The sequence below is a fragment of the Pseudomonas sp. NPDC090755 genome (assembly GCF_044769005.1).
Classification (GTDB): Bacteria; Pseudomonadota; Gammaproteobacteria; order Pseudomonadales; family Pseudomonadaceae; genus Aquipseudomonas.
This window is the reverse complement of the sequence record NZ_JBIVXC010000013.1, coordinates 145,204-164,181: the sequence shown is the minus strand read 5'-3', so window position 1 is coordinate 164,181 and position 18,978 is coordinate 145,204. Positions and strand designations below refer to the sequence as shown.

At 63.1% G+C, this 18,978-nt stretch carries 17 protein-coding genes; 9 read left to right on the top strand and 8 right to left on the bottom strand.

What is annotated here, in order from left to right; translation table 11 throughout:
• Nucleotides 1-277 precede the first annotated feature (277 nt).
• Complete coding sequence (locus ACIQUS_RS19260) at nt 278-2,662, top strand: autotransporter outer membrane beta-barrel domain-containing protein (protein WP_403049843.1); 2,385 nt, start codon at nt 278-280, stop codon at nt 2,660-2,662.
• A 55-nt stretch (nt 2,663-2,717) separates the two neighbouring features.
• On the opposite strand, the gene ACIQUS_RS19255 is transcribed toward ACIQUS_RS19260, so the two are convergent.
• The 5 genes from ACIQUS_RS19255 to ACIQUS_RS19235 all read right to left on the bottom strand — a co-directional run bounded on the left by ACIQUS_RS19255 (nt 2,718) and on the right by ACIQUS_RS19235 (nt 8,118).
• Nucleotides 2,718-3,749 (bottom strand): AbrB family transcriptional regulator, encoded by a 1,032-nt coding sequence (locus ACIQUS_RS19255; protein WP_403049840.1) that lies wholly within the window; start codon nt 3,747-3,749, stop codon nt 2,718-2,720.
• Nucleotides 3,742-5,256, bottom strand: coding sequence for a tripartite tricarboxylate transporter permease (locus tag ACIQUS_RS19250; RefSeq protein ID WP_403049837.1), 1,515 nt, complete (start codon nt 5,254-5,256; stop codon nt 3,742-3,744). The genes ACIQUS_RS19255 and ACIQUS_RS19250 overlap by 8 nt, the downstream gene beginning before the upstream one ends.
• A gap of 1 nt (nt 5,257) precedes the next feature.
• The gene (locus ACIQUS_RS19245) at nt 5,258-5,716 is read right to left on the bottom strand and encodes a tripartite tricarboxylate transporter TctB family protein (protein ID WP_403049834.1); all 459 of its coding nucleotides are present in this window, start codon (nt 5,714-5,716) and stop codon (nt 5,258-5,260) included.
• Between the two features lie 97 nt (nt 5,717-5,813).
• The gene (locus ACIQUS_RS19240; protein ID WP_403049831.1) at nt 5,814-6,794 is read right to left on the bottom strand and encodes a Bug family tripartite tricarboxylate transporter substrate binding protein; all 981 of its coding nucleotides are present in this window, start codon (nt 6,792-6,794) and stop codon (nt 5,814-5,816) included.
• 34 nt (nt 6,795-6,828) lie between these two features.
• Nucleotides 6,829-8,118: an OprD family porin gene (locus tag ACIQUS_RS19235; protein ID WP_403049828.1), complete on the bottom strand. Its 1,290-nt coding sequence runs from the start codon at nt 8,116-8,118 to the stop codon at nt 6,829-6,831.
• A 204-nt stretch (nt 8,119-8,322) separates the two neighbouring features.
• Between ACIQUS_RS19235 and ACIQUS_RS19230 the strand changes: the two genes are divergently transcribed.
• Nucleotides 8,323-8,994, top strand: a complete 672-nt coding sequence (locus ACIQUS_RS19230) for a response regulator (protein WP_285864959.1) — start codon at nt 8,323-8,325, stop codon at nt 8,992-8,994.
• On the top strand, nt 8,987-10,366 hold the full coding sequence (locus ACIQUS_RS19225; RefSeq protein WP_403049823.1) for a sensor histidine kinase: 1,380 nt from the start codon (nt 8,987-8,989) through the stop codon (nt 10,364-10,366). The genes ACIQUS_RS19230 and ACIQUS_RS19225 overlap by 8 nt, the downstream gene beginning before the upstream one ends.
• On the opposite strand, the gene ACIQUS_RS19220 is transcribed toward ACIQUS_RS19225, so the two are convergent.
• Complete coding sequence (locus ACIQUS_RS19220) at nt 10,363-11,172, bottom strand: HDOD domain-containing protein (protein WP_403049820.1); 810 nt, start codon at nt 11,170-11,172, stop codon at nt 10,363-10,365. The genes ACIQUS_RS19225 and ACIQUS_RS19220 overlap by 4 nt on opposite strands.
• 64 nt (nt 11,173-11,236) lie before the next feature.
• Nucleotides 11,237-12,178, bottom strand: a complete 942-nt coding sequence (locus tag ACIQUS_RS19215; RefSeq protein WP_403049817.1) for a YgfZ/GcvT domain-containing protein — start codon at nt 12,176-12,178, stop codon at nt 11,237-11,239.
• Nucleotides 12,179-12,343: 165 nt separating this feature from the next.
• Between ACIQUS_RS19215 and ACIQUS_RS19210 the strand changes: the two genes are divergently transcribed.
• Together ACIQUS_RS19210 and ACIQUS_RS19205 are read left to right on the top strand one after the other, a co-directional pair.
• Complete coding sequence (locus ACIQUS_RS19210) at nt 12,344-12,598, top strand: succinate dehydrogenase assembly factor 2 (protein WP_136474820.1); 255 nt, start codon at nt 12,344-12,346, stop codon at nt 12,596-12,598.
• On the top strand, nt 12,582-13,034 hold the full coding sequence (locus ACIQUS_RS19205; protein WP_403049813.1) for a protein YgfX: 453 nt from the start codon (nt 12,582-12,584) through the stop codon (nt 13,032-13,034). The genes ACIQUS_RS19210 and ACIQUS_RS19205 overlap by 17 nt, the downstream gene beginning before the upstream one ends.
• On the opposite strand, the gene nadB is transcribed toward ACIQUS_RS19205, so the two are convergent.
• A complete protein-coding gene (nadB, locus tag ACIQUS_RS19200; protein ID WP_403049810.1) occupies nt 13,003-14,619 on the bottom strand; it encodes an L-aspartate oxidase in 1,617 nt (538 codons plus the stop codon). The genes ACIQUS_RS19205 and nadB overlap by 32 nt on opposite strands.
• Nucleotides 14,620-15,051: 432 nt before the next feature.
• Here nadB and rpoE point away from each other — a divergent pair, with 432 nt between their 5' ends.
• The 4 genes from rpoE to ACIQUS_RS19180 all read left to right on the top strand — a co-directional run bounded on the left by rpoE (nt 15,052) and on the right by ACIQUS_RS19180 (nt 18,831).
• Nucleotides 15,052-15,633 carry an RNA polymerase sigma factor RpoE gene (gene rpoE / locus ACIQUS_RS19195; RefSeq protein WP_010220971.1) on the top strand — a complete coding sequence of 194 codons (582 nt, stop codon included), beginning with the start codon at nt 15,052-15,054 and terminating at the stop codon, nt 15,631-15,633.
• 31 nt (nt 15,634-15,664) lie between these two features.
• Nucleotides 15,665-16,255 (top strand): sigma-E factor negative regulatory protein, encoded by a 591-nt coding sequence (locus ACIQUS_RS19190; protein WP_403049807.1) that lies wholly within the window; start codon nt 15,665-15,667, stop codon nt 16,253-16,255.
• A gap of 12 nt (nt 16,256-16,267) precedes the next feature.
• A complete protein-coding gene (locus ACIQUS_RS19185; RefSeq protein ID WP_403049804.1) occupies nt 16,268-17,233 on the top strand; it encodes a MucB/RseB C-terminal domain-containing protein in 966 nt (321 codons plus the stop codon).
• A 218-nt stretch (nt 17,234-17,451) separates the two neighbouring features.
• Nucleotides 17,452-18,831 carry a DegQ family serine endoprotease gene (locus tag ACIQUS_RS19180; RefSeq protein WP_403049862.1) on the top strand — a complete coding sequence of 460 codons (1,380 nt, stop codon included), beginning with the start codon at nt 17,452-17,454 and terminating at the stop codon, nt 18,829-18,831.
• The last annotated feature ends 147 nt before the right edge of the window (nt 18,832-18,978 follow it).

Here is an 18,978-nt window from a genome sequence, read left to right as displayed (position 1 = left end):
TTCCTCTACCCGCCCATACCCCATTCTATTCATTTCTCCTGGGGGGGGTGGGGGGGGGGGGCCCCCCCCCCCCCCCCCCCGCGGGGCCCCCCCCCCCCCCCCCCCCCCCCCCCCCCCCCCCCTTGATTTTTCAAGCTGTTGAATTAACTCCCGGCTTCGTCGGAATATTCCTACATATTCCTACATTGTCGATCTGTAGATTTCGATCTCCCCTGAATGTGCAAACTTCGCGGTACTTAAACGAGGAGGGCACATGAAACTTGAGAGGTTGAATGCTATGAGTTTTCGTCAATTATTTGCTTTTACGCCCTTGGTCCGTGCCTTGAAGTTTGCCTGCATTGTACCGGGTGCCTTGCTTGCTCACTCCGCTGTCGCAGCAGTGGTCGAGACAGAATTTACCGTCACTGACGACACGCCGCTTGATTATTATTCGGTGAACCCGGGCGCCATCTTGAACGTCATCGGCGAGGGTGCGCGCACCGAGGAAATTAGTGCAATATTTGCCAGCGTCAATATCAACGGTGGCAGTGTTATCGCGCCCACCAATATCGGTAGCACCCCCGCGCTACGCTTGGTAAACAGCACTGCCACTATCAACAATGCCAACATTACTGCGAGCAAAGGCACGGGGTTGCAGTTGGTGCGTGAAGACGACCTTGCCAGCGGTTCGACAGCGCAGGTATTCGCCAGCCAGATCAAAGGCCACGCTGTCGGTGCCTGGCTGACGCGCTACAGTGAACTCTCGCTGTTGGGCTCGCAGGTAACGGCCAGTGCCGCAAATGGCCAGGGCATCCGCTTGTTCAATGGTACGGTAGCGGCTACCGATAGCCAGATTAGCGGCGGTGAAAACGGTGTCTTCATCGCTGACGAATCGGCACAGGCCCATAGCGCAGGCGCAGTGCTGACGCTGAACAACAGTATTGTCAAAGGCGAAAGTGGCGCAGCCATCCTGGTCGACGGCGCCAACGCCCAGATCAATCTCGGCAATGCCAGTCAACTGATTGGTGGCAACGGCAATATGCTCGAGGTCATGCAGGGCGGCAGTGCGCAACTGACTGTCGACAGCAGTGCGCTGAGTGGCAATATTCTGCTCAAGGACAATAGCAGTGCGCAACTGACTGTCGACAACAGTGCGCTGAGTGGCAATATTCTGCTCAAGGACAATAGCAGTGCACAACTGACTCTCGACAGGAGTGAGCTGAGTGGCAATATTCTGCTCAATGACAACAGCAGTGCGCAGGTCAACTTGAGTCAGTCCAGCCTGATTGGTGATGTTCTTGCAGAGGCGGGCGCCGATGCCAAAGTCACCCTTGCCAATGCTTCGCAACTGACCGGTAACCTTAACAATGTGGCTCGCCTGGATATCAACAGCGGTGCCAACTGGACCTTGACCGGCAGCAACCAGGTTGATGCGCTCGCCCTTTCCGGCGGCCATGTTACTTTCGGCGCCCCGGGCGAGTTCTATCGCCTGGACGTCAACGAACTGTCCGGCAATGGCACTTTCCACATGACCGCCGACTTCGTTACTGGCGAAGGCGATCGCCTCAATGTTACCGGCGAGGCCAAGGGCGAGCACCAACTGGCCATCAGCGCCAGTGGCAACGAAGCGGCGGTCGAGCGCCTGACCGTGGTCACCACCCAGGGTGGCGATGCCCAGTTCAGCTTGCTCAATGGCCCGGTCGACCTGGGTGCGTTTTCCTATGGCCTGGTTCAGGAAGGGAATGACTGGCACCTGGATGCAGAGACTAAGACCATCAGCCCAGGTACCCGGTCGGTGATGGCATTGTTCAACACTGCCCCGACCATCTGGTATGGCGAGCTGTCGTCGTTGCGTACCCGCATGGGCGAGCTGCGCTACAACGAGGGTAAAAGCGGGGCCTGGAGCCGCGCCTACGGCAGTAAGTACAACGTCGCGGATGCCTCGGGCACCGGCTACAAGCAAACCCAGCAAGGCTTTACCCTGGGCGCCGATGCCCAGGTGGGCGACAGCCAATGGCTGGTGGGTGTGCTGGCCGGCCACAGCAGTTCCGACCTGGACCTGAGCCGTGGTACCAGCGGTACGGTCGACAGCTACTACGCCGGTGCCTACACCACCTGGCTGGACCAGGACAGCGGTTACTACTTTGATGCGGTAGCCAAGGTCAACCGCTTCGATAACAAGTCCAAGGTGGCCATGAGCGATGGCACGCAGTCCAAGGGCAACTACAAGACCAACGGCGTGGGTGCTTCGGCTGAGTTCGGTCGCCACATCAAGCTCGATGATGGCTACTTCGTTGAACCCTTCGCCCAGGTGGCGGCGGTGAGTATCCAGGGCAAGTCCTATGACCTGGACAACGGTCTGAAGGCCGAGGGTGACCGGACGATGTCGGTGCTGGGTAAGGCCGGTGCCACGGTCGGGCGTAACTTCGACCTGGGCGAGGGACGTTTTGCCCAACCGTACCTGCGTGCCGCCGCAGTGCACGAGTTCGCCAAGAACAACAAGGTCAAGGTCAACGACAACGTGTTCAACAATGACCTGTCCGGTTCGCGTGCCGAGCTCGGTGCCGGTATCGCCGTATCGCTGTCCGAGCGCCTGCAGGTGCATGCCGACCTCGACTACAGCAATGGCGACAAGATCGAGAAGCCGTTCGGTGCCAGTGTTGGCGTACGCTTCACCTGGTAAGCGGACAATGAAAAAGAGGAAGCCTAGGCTTCCTCTTTTTTTTTGCGGGCGTGGGTCAATCGCAGCGTTTGTCCCAATGCCTGAACAAGGGTTCAGCCAGAAACAGCACGAACAGCAAACGCATCACCTGCAGCGCCGTCACCAGCGGTACCGACAATTGCAGGGTTTGCGCAGTCAGGCTCATTTCGGCGATGCCGCCGGGCATCATGCCCAGGGTCAGCGAACGCAGGTCGAGGTTGGTCATCACGCTGAGCACGCAGGCGGCGATGCCGGCAATCAGCATGGTCAAGGCCGTGGCGATCAGGGTGCGGCCAAGAAACGACGGCGCACGCCGGAAGAACGCGCGGTTGAAGTGACACCCCAGGCCACTGCCGATCAACCACTGGCCGATCTGGCTGGCGCCATCGGGCAGGGCAACCTGCAGGTTGGCGCTGACACTGGCCACAGCTGCCACCAGCAACGGGCCGAACAGCCAGGGATTGGGCTGCCTCAAACGTTGCCAGCCCAGGGCCAGCACTATGCCCAGTGGACAGATCAGCAACAGCCAGCCCCAGTCGACGCTACCGGTATGGGTCAGTGGTACACCATTGCCGAGCAGGAACTTGAACAGTGCCGGTACGCACAGCACCACTGCCAGTACCCGCAAGCTCTGTGCCGCGGCCACCTGGCTGAGTACCGCGCCGTTACGCGCGCCGAGGTTGACCATCTCCCCGGAGCCACCTGGCATGCTGGAAAAGAACGCGGTCGCCCGGTCTTCACCGGTACGGCGCAGCAACCACACCCCGACCACACTGGACAGGCTGGTGATCAGCGCGCCGCAGAAGATCAAGCCGAAGTTGCTCGCCACCTGCTCGACCACCGCCGGGGTGAAATGCAAACCGATACCGATGCCGATGATCCACTGCCCGCACTTGCGCCCGCCAGGGATCTCGCTCAGTTGCCAGGGCGTCAGGCAGCGCACCAGGATGATCGCCAGCAACGAGCCGACCATCCACGGCAGCGGCCAGCCGACCTTGCTTGCGAGAAACCCGCCCGCCAGACCGACCAGCCCGGTGGCCCAGCACAGCTTCGATGGCCTGTCAGACATCGGCCAGGGCACGCCGCTGGGCACTGCGCTTGCGCCAGATGCGCAGCACCGGCAGCAGCAACATGGCAATGGTCAGGGCCCAGACGCTGGCCGTGATCGGGCTGGACCAGAGGATATCCAGGGCACCGTTGGAGATCGACAGCGCACGGCGCAGGTTCTGCTCCATCAGCCCGCCGAGGATGAAGCCGAGCAGGATCGGCGACAGCGGGAAGTCCAGCTTGCGCAGGATGTAGCCGAAGATGCCGATGCCGATCATCAGGAACAGGTCGAAGGTGGTGGCATGCACCGCATAGACGCCGATCGCGGTGATGATCGCGATGAAGGGCACCAGGGCCCAGTTCGGTACCGCCAGAATGCGGGTGAAAAGGCGGATCATCGGGATGTTGAGGATCACCAGCATGATGTTGGCGATGAACAACGAAGCGATCAGGCCCCAGACGATGTCCGGTTGCTGCTCGAACAGCATCGGCCCCGGGGTGATGTTGTACAACGACAAGGCCCCGATCATCACGGCGGTGGTGCCCGACCCCGGCACACCCAGGGTCAGCATCGGTACCAGCGCGCCGCAGGCTTCGGCGCCGATGGCGGTTTCCGGGGCGGCGAGGCCGCGTTTGTCACCCTTGCCGAAGGTGCCGCTGGGGCCGGCGATACGTTTTTCGGTCATGTAGGCCACGGCGCTGGACAGGGTCGCACCGGCTCCGGGGAGCACGCCCATGATAAAACCGAGCACACCGCAGCGAATATTCACTGCAAAGACCGAAGCGGCTTCCTTGAAGTTGAACAGCATGCGCCCGGTGGCTTTGACCGCTTCGTGACCGTGGTGGGTTTTTTCCAGCAGCAGCAGGATTTCGCTGATGGAGAACAGGCCTAGCACCAGCACCACGAACTGGATGCCGTCGGCCAGGTGCACGCTGTCACCGGTGAAACGGTAGACACCGCTGTTGGCGTCGATACCGACACAGGACAGGAACAGGCCGATCAAGGCTGCAATGAAGGTCTTGAGCGGCCGGTCGCCGGCCATGCCGCCGAGACAGACAATGGCAAACACCATGAGCACGAAATACTCGGCGGGCCCGAAGGCTATCGCCCATTTCGCCAGTAGCGGCGCGAACAGGACCATGCCGCAGGTGGCAATGAAGGCGCCAATGAACGAGCTCCAGGCCGACAGCGACAGCGCCACACCGGCCAGGCCCTGGCGCGCCATGGGGTAGCCGTCGAGGGTGGTCATGACCGTGGCGGCTTCGCCGGGAATATTGAGCAGGATCGAACTGATCCGGCCGCCGTACTCGCAACCCAGGTACACCGCCGCCAGCAGGATCAGGGCCGACTCCGGTGGCAGGCCGAGGGCGAAGGCAATCGGGATCAGCAGGGCCACGCCGTTGATCGGGCCCAGGCCGGGCAACAGGCCGACCACGGTGCCGATCAGGGTGCCGGTCAGGGCGGTGACCAGGTTGTAGGGGGTCAGGGCGACGCCGAAGCCCTGGCTCAGATAGCTGAAGGTATCCATGTCAATTCTCCAGAACGTCGAGCAGGCCGAGGGGCAGGGGGACTTCCATGACGCGGTCGAACAGCCAGTACAGGGACAGGCTGGTCAAGACGATGATCACCACACTGGGCAGCCAGCGGCCGCCATACAGGCGCGCCATGGGTACGCCGATCAGAATGCCGCTGAGAATGAAGCCCAGGGGTTCGAAGGTGGCGGCGAAGACCAGCAGCAAGGCCACGCAGATCACGATCTTGTTCAGGGTGGCGCGGTCGAGTTCCGGCTCGTCGTCCTTGCGCACGATGGGCGTCGGGCGAAAGGCCAGGTACAGCAAGCCGCTGGCCATCAGGCCGAGCATCAGCAAGGGAAAGGCGCGGGGGCCGATCGGTTCGTAGGAGAAGGCGGCCTGGTAGGGCCAGGCCATCACCATCAGGGCGGTGCAGAGCGCCAGCAGGAACAAGGCAAAGATACGTTGCAGGATCATTCGGGGAATCCTCTTTTCGCGGGACGAGCCCGCTCCTACAGGGATTTCACCTGTAGGAGCGGGCTTGCCCCGCGATGCGCTTAGGAAGGTTTAAGGCTTATTGAATCAGCCCGAATTCCCTGGCCAGGGCCTTGTAGTCCGCGACCTGCTTCTTCACGTAGGTGTCCAGCTCTTTGCCGGTCATGGCAAAGGGGAACAGTTCGCGCTGGTCACGCAACTTGGCGAACTCGTCCGACGCCAGCAGCTTGTCGAACGAATCCTTCCACCAGTTGTATTCCTCGTCCGTGACCTTCGGCCCCATGTAGAAGCCGCGCACCACCGGCCAGACGATGTCGTAACCCTGTTCCTTGGCGGTCGGGATGTCTTTCATGGTCGGCTCGTCAATGCGCTGCTCGGCGAACACCGCCAGCAGGCGCATGTCACCGCTAAGGATGTGCGGCATGGAGTCGGAAATGTCGGTACTGCCCACCTGGATGTGGCCGCCGAGCAAGGCCGTGGCGATCTCGCCGCCGCCTTCCAGGGCCACGTAGCGCAGGTCGCGCGGGTTGATCCCGGCGGCCTTGGCGATCAGCGCGGTCTGCATCCAGTCCTGGCTGCCGACGGTGCCACCGGAGCCGATGACCACCTTGCTCGGGTCTTTCTTCAAGGCCGCAACCAGGTCATCGAGCGTCTTGTAGGGGGAGTCGCTTTTCACCGCGATGGCGCCATAGCTGGTGCCGACCGCCGCCAACCAGCGCACGGCGTTCTCATCGAAACGGCCGAACTTGCCCTGGGCCAGGTTCAACAACGAGCCGCTGGACCAGGCCACCAGGGTCCCGGCGTCGGCCGGACGCTGGGCGACCACGGCGTTGTAGGCCACGGCACCGACACCGCCTGGCATGTAGGTCACGCGCATGGGTTTGCTGAGGATCTTCTCGTTGACCAGGGCGCTTTGCACCAGTTTGCACGTCAGGTCGAAGCCGCCGCCGGGGGAGGCCGGGGCGATGCATTCAGGGCGTTTGGGCTCGGCGGCCAGGACGTTGCCGGCTAGCAGCAGGCAACCGGTGGCGAGGGCAATGCGGCGCAGTGAAAAGGTCATCGTCTATCTCCGTGAGCATTATTGTTATCGGGGATTACCACAATGCAAGGCTGTAACTCACCAGCAGTCGGACTTCGTCGGCATCGCGGGCGAAGCTGGAGCGGTAGGTGGCGTTGCGCAGGCGCACGGCGACGTTTTTCAGGGCGCCACTTTGCACCACATACTTGAACTCGGTGTTGCGTTCCCACTCCTTGCCTTCGCCGCCATTGGCCAGGCTGACGTTGTCGCCATTGACGTAGCGGGTCATGAAGGTCAGGCCGGGAATGCCCAGCTTGGCGAAGTCGTAGTCGTAGCGGGCCTGCCAGGAACGCTCGTCGGCACCGGCAAAGTCGTTGATTTGCAGGAAGTTGACCAGGTACGGGTCGGAGCCGTCGACATAGGGGAAGGCGGTATCACCGGACATGTGCTGGTAGCCGGCGCTGAACTTGTGGCCCAGCAGGCCATAGCTGAGCATGCCGTTGAGCGAGGTGTTGTCGATGTCGCCGCCGCGCGCCTGGCCCTGGTCGTCGCTGAAGGCCATGCGCAGGTCGGCACCGAAGGTGCCGGGGCCCCAGGGCTGGGAGGCGATCATGCCGACGAAGTGCTGGCGGTAGACATCATCGAGCTGGGCGAAGTGGTAGCTTGCGGTAATCTTGTCGGTGAACTTGTAGTCCACACCGGCTATGTCGAAGTGGTTGCCAGCAACGGTGCCGAGGAAGCGACCGTTCTTGTTGTTCAGGGCGATGTCTTCGTTGTTGGTGTCGTCGCGGTCCTTGGCCTTTTCCAGGCGTCCGCCGGTGAAGGTCAGGTTCTTGATTTCACCGGAGGTCAGCAGGCCGCCTTCGAAGGTCTGCGGCAGGATGCGGCCGTCGTTGGGGCGCAGGGTCGGCAGTTCCGGAATCAGGGTGCCGATCTTCAGCTCGGTTTCCGAGAACTTGATCTTGCCGGTCAGGCCGAGCTTGGAGTATTCGTCGGCGGCGTATCCGTCATCGTGGGTCGGCAGCAGGCCCGTGCCGGTGCGGTCGGGGCTGGAGTCGAGCTTGATGCCGAGCATCCCCAGGGCATCGAGACCAAAACCTACGGGGCCTTCGGTATAGCCCGACTCGAAGTTGAGCATGAACCCCTGGGCCCACTCGTCGCGCTTGGATTGTTGCGCACTGGTGCCGTCGCGAAAGTCGCGGTTGAAGTACATGTTGCGGGTTTCGAAGGTCGCCTTGCTGTCATCGAAGAAGGCGGCCTGGCTCAGCGGCGCGACCCCGGCAAGGGCGAGGGCTCCGGCAACGGCGGTCTGGCGGGAAGGCGAGCGTCGGGTAGGCGCAAGCGCCTGGGGCTGTGTGGACAGCATCGTGGAGAGACTCCGTTATTGTTCTTATTAGTTCGAACCTTGAAGGCTCGGTGGTACGGCAAGCAGAGTGAGCCGTGAGTGGATGCTAGGGGCTCAACCTTTCGCTAACCTTTCAACAGCTTTTGATTGATTCGAAGGCTTCACAGGCGGGCTGTCGGCTGTACACTCCGCGCCATTGACCGCGACGCGACCTTGGAGAAATCGATGCGTGTGCTGCTCGTCGAAGACCATCTGCAGCTGGCCGAAAGCGTGGCCCAGGCCCTTAAAAGCACCGGCTTGACCGTTGATGTGCTGCACGATGGCGTGGCCGCCGACCTGGCCCTGGCCAGCGAGGAATACGCCGTGGCGGTGCTCGATGTGGGCTTGCCACGCATGGACGGTTTCGAGGTGCTGGCGCGCCTGCGGGCCCGGGGCAAGACCCTGCCGGTGCTGATGCTGACCGCGCGCAGCGACGTCAAGGACCGTGTCCATGGCCTGAACCTGGGTGCCGACGATTACCTGGCCAAACCGTTCGAACTGACCGAGCTGGAGGCCCGGGTCAAGGCCCTGCTGCGCCGCAGCGTGCTCGGCGGCGAGCGCCAGCAGCGCTGCGGTCCGCTGGTCTATGACCTGGACACCCGGCGCTTCACCCTGGGCGACGAGTTGATGACCCTTACCTCACGCGAGCAGGCCGTGCTCGAAGCCCTGATCGCCCGTCCGGGGCGGGTGATGAGCAAGGAGCAGCTGGCGGCCCAGGTGTTCGGCCTGGATGAGGAAGCCAGTGCCGATGCCATCGAGATCTACATCCACCGCCTGCGCAAGAAGCTCGATGGCCATGCGGTGGCCATCGTCACCTTCAGGGGGCTCGGCTACCTGCTCGAGCACCGCGATGCGTGACAGTGGCAGCCTGCGCGGGCGGCTGCTGTGGAACCTGGCGCTTCTGCTGGTGGTGCTGATGCTGGCCAGCGGCCTGAGTGCCTATTGGAACGGCCGTGAGGCCGCCGACACCGCCTATGACCGTACCCTGCTGGCGTCTGCGCGAACCATCGCCGCCGGCCTGTCCCAGCGCGACGGCACCCTCAGTGCCGATGTGCCGTACGTGGCCCTGGACACCTTCGCCTACGACAGTGCCGGGCGCATCTACTACCAGGTCAACGATATCCATCAACGGCTGATCTCCGGCTACGAGAACCTGCCCGCACCGCCGCCCGGCACACCACGCACCGACGACTACCCGGCCCTGGCGCGCTTCTACGATGCCCGCTACCTGGGCCAGGACGTGCGTGTGGTGAGCCTGCTCAAGGCGGTCAGCGAGCCGAACATGAACGGCATGGCCGAGATTCGCGTGGCCGAGACCGAGGAGGCGCGGGTGCGCATGGCCCGCAGCCTGATGGCCGATACCCTGTTGCGCCTGGGCATGCTGGCGCTGGGGGCGTTGATGCTGGTGTGGTTCGCGGTCAGCGCCGCGTTGCGTCCGCTGGAGCGTCTGCGCAGTGCCGTGGAGGAGCGTCAGCCCGATGACCTGCGGTCATTGCCGGTGGTCGAAGTGCAGCGTGAACTGAGCCCGCTGGTGCGGGCGTTGAACCATTTCACCGAGCGCCTGCGCGAGCAGTTCGAGCGCCAGGCGCAATTCATTGCCGAGGCCGCCCACGAACTGCGCACGCCCCTGGCGGCGCTCAAGGCCCGGGTCGAACTGGGCTTGCGTTCCAATGAGCCACAGGTCTGGCGCGACACCCTGGAGTCGGCGGCCCAGGGCACCGATCGCCTGACCCACCTGGCCAACCAGTTGCTGTCGCTGGCGCGGGTGGAAAACGGCGCGCGCGCCATCGCCGAAGGCGGCGCCCAATTGCTCGACCTCAGCCAGCTGGCCCGCGAGCTGGGCATGGCCATGGCGCCACTGGCCTATGCCCGTGGCGTGTCGTTGGCGCTTGAAGCCGAAATGCCGGTGCATGTCCGTGGCGAACCGACCTTGCTCAACGAGTTGCTCAGCAACCTGGTGGACAACGCCCTGGCCCATACGCCCAAGGGCGGTAATGTGATCCTGCGGGTCAGTGCGCCAGGAACGCTGGAGGTCGAGGACGATGGCCCGGGTATCCCCGAACATGAACGCGAACGGGTGTTCGAGCGCTTCTATCGGCGCGGTCCCCAAGGCACCGGCCTGGGCCTGGCCATCGTCGGCGAAATCTGCCGCGCCCACCTGGCGCAGATCAGCCTGCACGACGGCGAGCGTGGCGGTCTGAAGGTGCGGGTGAGCTTCAGCGTCGACTAGCGGAACAAGGCGCGGGCATTGAGCAGCTCGCAGGCTTCCAGCTCGGTGCCGGTCGGCAACCCCAGATGGCGGTAGGCCGGCAGCGCCGCCAGTGGCCGCGTCGGGCCGGTGGTGGGGCTCAGGGCGCGGGCGATCTGGACGATATCGACGTAGTCGACGCGCGCCGTGCCGCGGTCCAGGTCCTGGACCAGGCCGGGCAGCCTGACCAGTTGTTCCGGAAATTCCCAACTGCCGAGAATCTTGTCGCCCAGGGTCGGGTGGATCTGGTCGATGACGTAGTTCAGGCATACCGGGTCGGAGAGCAGTTCATTGTGCTCTTCGGCGTAGATCAGGATCGGCAGCACGCCGATCTGGTGCACCAGGCCGGCCAGGGCGCCCTGGTCGGGCTTGAGCTGGGTGTAGCGTCGGCAGAGTTCGTAGCTGATACCTGCCACTTCCAGGCTGGCGGTCCAGACTTCGCGCATCTTCTTTTCCACAACCTCCGAGCGGGCGTGGAAAATCTGCTCGATCACCAGGCCAATGGCCAGGTTGCAACTGTAGTTGATGCCCAGGCGGGTGATGGCGGTCTGCAGGTCGGTGACTTCGACCGTGGCGCGCAGCAGGGGACTGTTGACCACCTTGATCAGTCGCGCCGAGAGGGCGGCATCACGGCCGATGACCTTGCTCAGGGTGCTGACGCTGATCTCGCTGTCTTCAGCGGCCTCGCGGATGCTCAGGGCTACCTCCGGCAAGGTCGGCAGTACCAGGTCATCGTTATCGATGGCAGACAGCAACTGGGTCTGGACCATCTCGGCCAGCTTGTTCATCGGGTATCTCTAACACAATTCAAGGAGCGCCCCGGCGTTCGGTACACCGGGGCAGGGGGCTGGCTCAGCGCTGGATTTCGCGATCGCGGTCCAGTTCGTAGGGCAGATCCAGCAGGGTCAGGCCCAGGCCATCGGGGCTGCCCAGGTGCAGGTTGTTGTCCTCCACGGCGTCGGCGGTCAATACCGCCAGCAGTTCGCAACCGTTTGCGCTGCGGGCGGCCAGGACCACTTCACCCACGGAAGAACCGTGGGTCGGCGAGAAGATCTCGGTACCCGGTTCGGGCACTGTGTCGCTGGCCAGGGCCACGCGGTACTGGCGGCGCTTGAGCTTGCCCAGGTACTGCATGCGCGCGACGATTTCCTGCCCGGTGTAGCAGCCTTTCTTGAAGCTGACACCGCCAACGGCCTGCAGGTTGATCATCTGCGGAATGAACAGCTCGCGGGTCTGGGCCATGACCTGGCCGATGCCGGCCCGGATCTGCCCCAGCAGCCAGTCGTTCAGTGCGCCCAGGGGCAGGTGTGCGGCCAGTTTTTCTTGCACGGCGGCGGCCTGCTCGGCGGGCACCCACAACTCGATGCGACCGGTGGACACCAGGATGGCGATCAGTCCCTCATGGCGGGTGACGCCGTCGATCTGTGCCGGCGCTTCAAGCCCCAGTGCCGACAGGGCTGCCTGGCCCTCGCTCAGGCCAAAACGCACCCAGGCGTCGCTGTCATCGGTCAGCTTGGCCTTGGAGAACACCGCATATTTTTTCAGGTCCGCCAGCTGTGCTTCGAGCAGCTCGCGGGCCATGGCCAGCAGGAAGCCGTCGGTCTCGGGCAGGATGCGAAAGCTCGATTGCATGCGACCCTTGACCATGCAACGGGCGCCAAGGCTGCTGGTGCTGTCACCCAGGTAGTTGATGTTGCAGGTCAGCTGGCCTTGCAGGAACTTGCCGGCGTCCGAGCCGCGGACGGCGAGGACGCCTTCGTGGGAAAGGGTGCAGAAAAAAGCGGAGTCGGCCATGGGTCATCGCAGGGTAGTAAGACTGGCTGCCATGATAGAGCGCCACCGGCAAAATAGGTAGTTGAGTAAAGGCCTCTGTCATTTTTTGCGCAGATGTCCGGACCAACGTCGCGTGTCCCCCGGGCGCTGGCTCTGTATACTGGCGGCCTATTTTAGGAGGGCTTCATGGTCGAACAAACTGAACTCAACCGGCTCTTTTGGCACAGCCGCCGCGGCATGCTCGAGCTGGACGTACTGCTGGTCCCGTTCAGCGCGGAGGTCTACCCGACCCTGAGCCAGGAAGATCGTGACCTGTACAAGCGTTTGCTCAGCTGCGAAGACCAGGACATGTTCGGCTGGTTCATGGAACGCAGCGAGTCCGAAGACCCGGAGCTGCAGCGCATGGTTCGCATCATCCTGGACCGTGTCCAGCCCAAGTGACCGCTTCGAATGCCGCTGGCAAGGCTCGAACAGCCTGCTGGCGGTCTACCTGGCCAGCCTGGCGCTGGCCTTGCTTGCACTGACGCTTCTCCAAGTGCCTGGCTGGATGCGCCTGTCGGGCGTTAGCGTGTGCTTGCTGCATGCTGGCTGGATGATTCCCCGGCGTATCCTGCTCACTCATTCCCAGGCCATCAGCGGTTTGCGTCGGGATGCCGGCGGCTGGCAGTTGTTCAGCCGGGCGCAGGGTTGGCAAGCGGTGCAGCTGCGTCCCGACAGCCTGGCCTTGCCGGGCCTGGTCGTGCTGCGCTACCGCCGTCCCGGGCGTTTCTGGAGTGAGGGCCTGTGCATCGCTCATGACGCGCTGGAACCGGTACAACACCGGCGCCTGCGCGTGCGCCTGAAGTTCAGTCGACGTAGGTGGGCGGCTGCAGGATAGTGTCGCGGGCCTCGTCGAGCATGCCCGGGTAGTCCAGGGTGTAATGCAGGCCGCGGCTTTCCTTGCGCTGCATGGCTGAACGGATCATCAACTCGGCCACCTGGGCCAGGTTGCGCAACTCGATCAGGTCGCGGCTGACCTTGTAGTTGCTGTAGAACTCGTCGATTTCGTCCAGCAGCAGGCGCACCCGGTGCTCGGCGCGCTGCAGGCGCTTGCTGGTGCGCACGATACCCACGTAGTCCCACATGAAACGCCGCAACTCGTCCCAGTTGTGGGCGATGATCACGTCTTCGTCCGAATCGGTGACTTGGCTTGCGTCCCAGCAAGGCAGGGCCTTGGGCATGCTCACCTGGTCCAGGTGGGCTTCGATGTCGGCCGCTGCGGCGCGGCCATAGACGAAGCATTCGAGCAGCGAATTGCTGGCCATGCGGTTGGCACCGTGCAGGCCGGTGAAGCTGGTCTCTCCAATGGCGTACAGGCCGGGCACGTCGGTATGGCCACGGTCGTCGACCATGACCCCGCCACAGGTGTAGTGGGCGGCGGGTACCACCGGGATGGCCTGGCGGGTGATGTCGATGCCGAAGGTCAGGCAGCGCTCATACACGGTGGGGAAATGGCTTTTGATGAAGTCGGCGGGTTTATGGCTGATGTCCAGGTACACGCAGTCCACACCCAGGCGCTTCATCTCGTGGTCGATGGCGCGGGCGACGATATCGCGCGGCGCCAGTTCTTCACGGGGGTCGAAACGCGGCATGAAACGTTCGCCGTTGGGCAGGCGCAGCAGGGCGCCTTCGCCGCGCAAGGCCTCGGTGACCAGGAAGCTCTTGGCCTGGGGGTGGTACAGGCACGTCGGGTGGAACTGGTTGAACTCAAGGTTGGCCACCCGGCAGCCCGCGCGCCAGGCCATGGCGATGCCGTCGCCGCAGGCACCGTCGGGGTTGCTGGTGTACAGGTAGACCTTGGCCGCGCCGCCGGTGGCGAGCACGGTGAAGCGTGCGCCATAGGTGTCGACTTCGCCGGTGTTGCGGTTCAGGACATAGGCCCCCAGGCAGCGATCGCCATCCTTGCCCAGGCGTCGTTCGGTGATCAGGTCGACCGCAACGCGCTGTTCGAGCAGTTCGATGTTCGGCCGCTTGCGCGCCTGGGCCAGCAGGGTGGTGAAGATCGCCGCGCCCGTTGCGTCGGCGGCATGGATGATGCGCCGATGGCTGTGGCCGCCTTCACGGGTCAGATGGAACTCGAAACCACCGTCGTCGATGCCGGCGTGTTCATCGCGGGTAAAGGGTACGCCCTGGTCGATCAGCCACTGGATCGACTCGCGGCTATGCTCGACAGTGAAGCGCACGGCGTCTTCATGGCACAGGCCGCCGCCGGCATTGAGGGTGTCCTCGACGTGGGACTGCACGGTGTCGGTGTCGTCCAGCACCGCGGCAACCCCGCCCTGGGCCCAGAAGGTCGAGCCGTTGGCCAGGTCGCCCTTGCTGAGCACGGCGATACGCAGGTGATCGGGGAGGGTCAGCGCCAGGCTCAGACCAGCAGCACCGCTGCCGATCACGAGGACATCATGTTGGAATTGTTGGCTCATGTCAGGACACTAGTATCTGAAGAGGGGGATCGGCACAATAGTCAGGCGCTTATGGCAATGTGAAACTATCGTGAATCTGGATCGGCTGCCTTTATATCAGCCCCAAGGCCCTGATTTCCAATGGCGCTTGCGCAGGCTGGGGCGCTTTTTGTGGAACTTTCCACCCTGTGTGGATATCCATAGAAGGCTGTCCGCACGCCACAATGCCGCGGCGACGCACGGTAGCGGCCCATCAAAAGGCACTGCCTGCGTATTCGAGACCCGATTATCGACGCAGCCGGCCGTGACCGCGCTGCGTTTTTCGTGCGAGCCGACCAAGGGCCGCAGGAAACTTGCTTGGAGGGGAGAACTTTTGCGAAAAGCCCGAGTCTATGGTTGCAGGCCTGAACGAAGCTTGACGCAGTGCTCCTTCAAGTCCAATGAGGAGTGTTCATGCTAACCCAGGAAGAGGATCAGCAGCTTGTCGAGCGCGTGCAGCGTGGCGACAGGCGAGCGTTCGATCTGTTGGTGCTGAAGTATCAGCACAAGATTCTCGGGTTGATCGTGCGTTTCGTACACGACACCCATGAAGCCCAGGATGTGGCGCAGGAAGCTTTTATCAAAGCCTACCGGGCGCTTGGTAATTTTCGCGGTGACAGCGCTTTTTATACCTGGCTGTACCGCATTGCCATCAACACGGCAAAGAACTATCTGGTGTCCCGCGGTCGGCGGCCACCGGACAGCGATGTGAGTTCCGAGGATGCGGAATTTTACGACGGCGATCATGGCCTCAAGGATCTGGAGTCCCCCGAGCGTGCGTTGTTGCGAGATGAGATCGAAGGTACCGTCCATCGGACCATCCAGCAACTGCCAGAAGATTTGCGTACGGCGTTAACTTTACGCGAATTCGATGGTCTGAGTTACGAGGACATTGCAAGCGTCATGCAGTGTCCGGTAGGTACCGTGCGCTCTCGAATCTTCCGCGCTCGGGAGGCCATAGACAAAGCCCTGCAGCCGTTGTTGCAGGAAACCTGAGACAGCGGCGACAGCCAAGAGAGGAACCGCCATGAGTCGTGAAGCTTTGCAGGAATCGCTGTCCGCGGTGATGGATAACGAAGCGGACGAACTGGAATTACGTCGGGTGTTGAACGCCGTCGACGACGCCGAAACCCGTGCCACCTGGTCGCGCTATCAGGTTGCCCGTGCGGCCATGCACAAGGAACTGGTGCTGCCCCGCCTGGATATCGCCTCTGCCGTGTCCGCCGCCCTGGCCGACGAAGCCGCACCCGTCAAGGTCAACCGTGGTCCATGGCGCAGCCTGGGTCGTCTGGCCGTGGCCGCCTCGGTCACCGTGGCCGTGCTGGCCGGTGTGCGCCTGTACAACCAGGATGAGATCAGTGGCGTTCAGCTGGCTGCCCAGCAACCTGCCCAGCAGGGTGTGACCGTGCCACAAGTTCAAGGCCCCGCCGTGCTGGCAGGCTATAGTGAAAGTGCAGAACAGCCTGGCCCGATGGCCAATGGCGTGCTGCAAGGGCAATCCGGCTGGCATGACCAGCGTCTGCCCGGCTATCTGCGCCAGCATGCTCAGGAAGCGGCCCTCAAAGGCACCGAGAGCGCCCTGCCATACGCCCGCGCGGCCAGCCTGGAAAATCGCTAAGTAGGGAGGATCATGCGCGCGCTACCTCTTGTACCGCTGTTGCTGGGCGGCTGGCTGACACTGCCGGCCCATGCGGCCAACTCGTCTCCCGAGGCGGGTGACTGGCTCAAGAAGCTGGCCCAGGCCGAGCAACAGCAGAGCTATCAGGGTATTTTCGTTTACGAACGTAACGGCAGCTTCTCCACCCACAACATCTGGCACCGTGTCCAGGACGGCAAGGTCAGCGAGCGACTCCTGCAGCTCGATGGCCCGGCCCAGGAAGTTGTGCGTGTCGACGGGCATACCCAGTGCGTCAGCGGAACCCTGGTTTCGGGCGTGGACAACACGCCGGACTCGGCGGCGCGAGTGCTTGATCCCCTGAAACTGATGAGCTGGTACGACCTCGGGGTTGCCGGCAAGTCGCGGGTCGCGGGCCGTGGTGCGGTCGTTGTGACCCTCACACCTCGTGACCAGCACCGCTACGCGTTCGAATTGCACCTTGATCGTGAAACCGGCCTGCCGCTCAAATCGTTGATGCTCGACGACAAGGGCCGCCTGCTGGAGCGTTTCCAGTTCGCCCGCCTGGACACCGCCCAGGCCCCCAGCGACGACGAGCTCAAGGCGGGTGGGCAGTGCAAGCCCGTTGCCCAGGCAGCGGCGCAGGCCGCGCAACCGGCCACTGGCTGGCGCTCGGACTGGCTGCCGCCAGGGTTCGAGCTGATCGACAGTTCGGTACGCAAGGATTCTCAAGGCAAGGGTGCCGTCAGCAGCCTGATGTACGACGATGGCCTGGCACGCTTCTCGGTGTTCCTCGAATCCCTGGAGAGTGGCTCGGCAGCGGATATCCGCACCCAGTTGGGGCCTACCGTGGCCGTTTCCCGACGCCTGACCACACCCAAGGGTGAAGTGATGGTCACCGTGGTCGGTGAAATCCCGATTGGTACGGCCGAACGAATTGCCCTGTCGATGCGTGCCCAGGACGGCCAGGCGCAGCAATGAGAATGCATGGATCAGAGCAGTCGAGGGCGTCTTGGCTGACATGATTGGCAAGCTTTGCAGTTTGCAAAAAACTCAAAACTTTTCTATAGGTCAGTCCTTTCGGGGACTGGCCTTTCCTGCTTCTGCAGGACCCTACTGCTAACCACGCTCGTTGTGACGGGAGCCGTATGTCAATACCACGCTTGAAAACCTACCTATCGTTGTTCGCCGCCGTGCTCATGCTCGGTCAGGTGGTCACCGCCCAGGCCGAAGCCCTGCCGGACTTCACCACCCTGGTCGAGCAGGCGTCGCCTGCGGTGGTGAACATCAGTACCAAGCAGAAACTGCCGGATCGCAAGTACGCCACCGGCCAGGTGCCGGACCTGGAAGGCCTGCCGCCGATGTTCCGCGAGTTCTTCGAGCGCAACATGCCCCAGGCCCCGCGTTCGCCGCGTGGTGACCGCCAGCGTGAAGCACAGTCGCTGGGCTCGGGCTTCATCATCTCCAGCGATGGCTACGTACTGACCAACAACCATGTGGTCGCCGACGCCGATGAAATCATCGTCCGCCTGTCGGACCGCAGCGAGCTGCAGGCCAAGCTGGTCGGCACCGACCCACGCACCGACGTGGCCCTGCTCAAGGTCGAAGGCAAGGACCTGCCGACCGTCAAGCTGGGGGATTCCGAGAAACTCAAGGTCGGTGAGTGGGTGCTGGCCATCGGCTCGCCATTCGGCTTCGACCATTCGGTGACCAAGGGTATCGTCAGCGCCAAGGGCCGTACCTTGCCCAACGACACCTACGTGCCGTTCATCCAGACCGACGTGGCCATCAACCCGGGTAACTCCGGCGGCCCGCTGTTCAACATGAACGGTGAAGTGGTGGGTATCAACTCGCAGATCTTCACCCGCTCCGGCGGCTTCATGGGCCTGTCGTTCGCCATTCCGATCGATGTGGCACTGGACGTCTCCAATCAGCTGAAGAAAGACGGCAAGGTCAGCCGCGGCTGGCTCGGCGTGGTGATCCAGGAGGTCAACAAGGACCTGGCTGAGTCCTTCGGCCTCGACAAGCCGGCCGGTGCCCTGGTAGCCCAGGTCCTGGAAGACGGCCCGGCCGCCAAGGGTGGCCTGCAGGTGGGCGACGTGATCCTGAGCCTGAACGGCCAGCCGATCGTCATGTCCGCCGACCTGCCGCACCTGGTCGGTGGCCTGAAAGATGGCGCCAAGGCCAAGCTGGACATCATCCGTAACGGCAAGCGTCAGAACCTGGACATCACCATTGGCGCACTGCCCGACGACGATGCCGAAGTCGTTTCCAGCCTCAACGGCGGCGTCGAGCGCAGCAGCAACCGCCTGGGTGTGTCGGTGTCGGACCTGACCGCCGAGCAGAAAAAAGCCCTGGAACTCAAGGGTGGCGTGGTCATCAAGGAAGTCCAGGAAGGCCCTGCGGCCATGATCGGCCTGCGTCCGGGTGACGTCATCAGTCACCTGAACAACCAGGCGATCCTGTCGGCCAAGCAGTTCACCGAAATTGCCAAGGAACTGCCGAAGAACCGCTCGGTGTCCATGCGCGTGCTGCGTCAGGGGCGCGCCAGTTTCATCACCTTCAAGCTGGCTGAATAAGCCGGATTGAGCGGAGGAGGGCGGCCTGGGCCGCCCTTTTTCGTCCACGGTGCGTCAATCGCGGGGCAAGCCCGCTCCCACCTGCGGGAGCGGGCTTGCCCCGCGATTGACGATACGGAATCTCCCATAACCTTTAAGCTTCAGGTA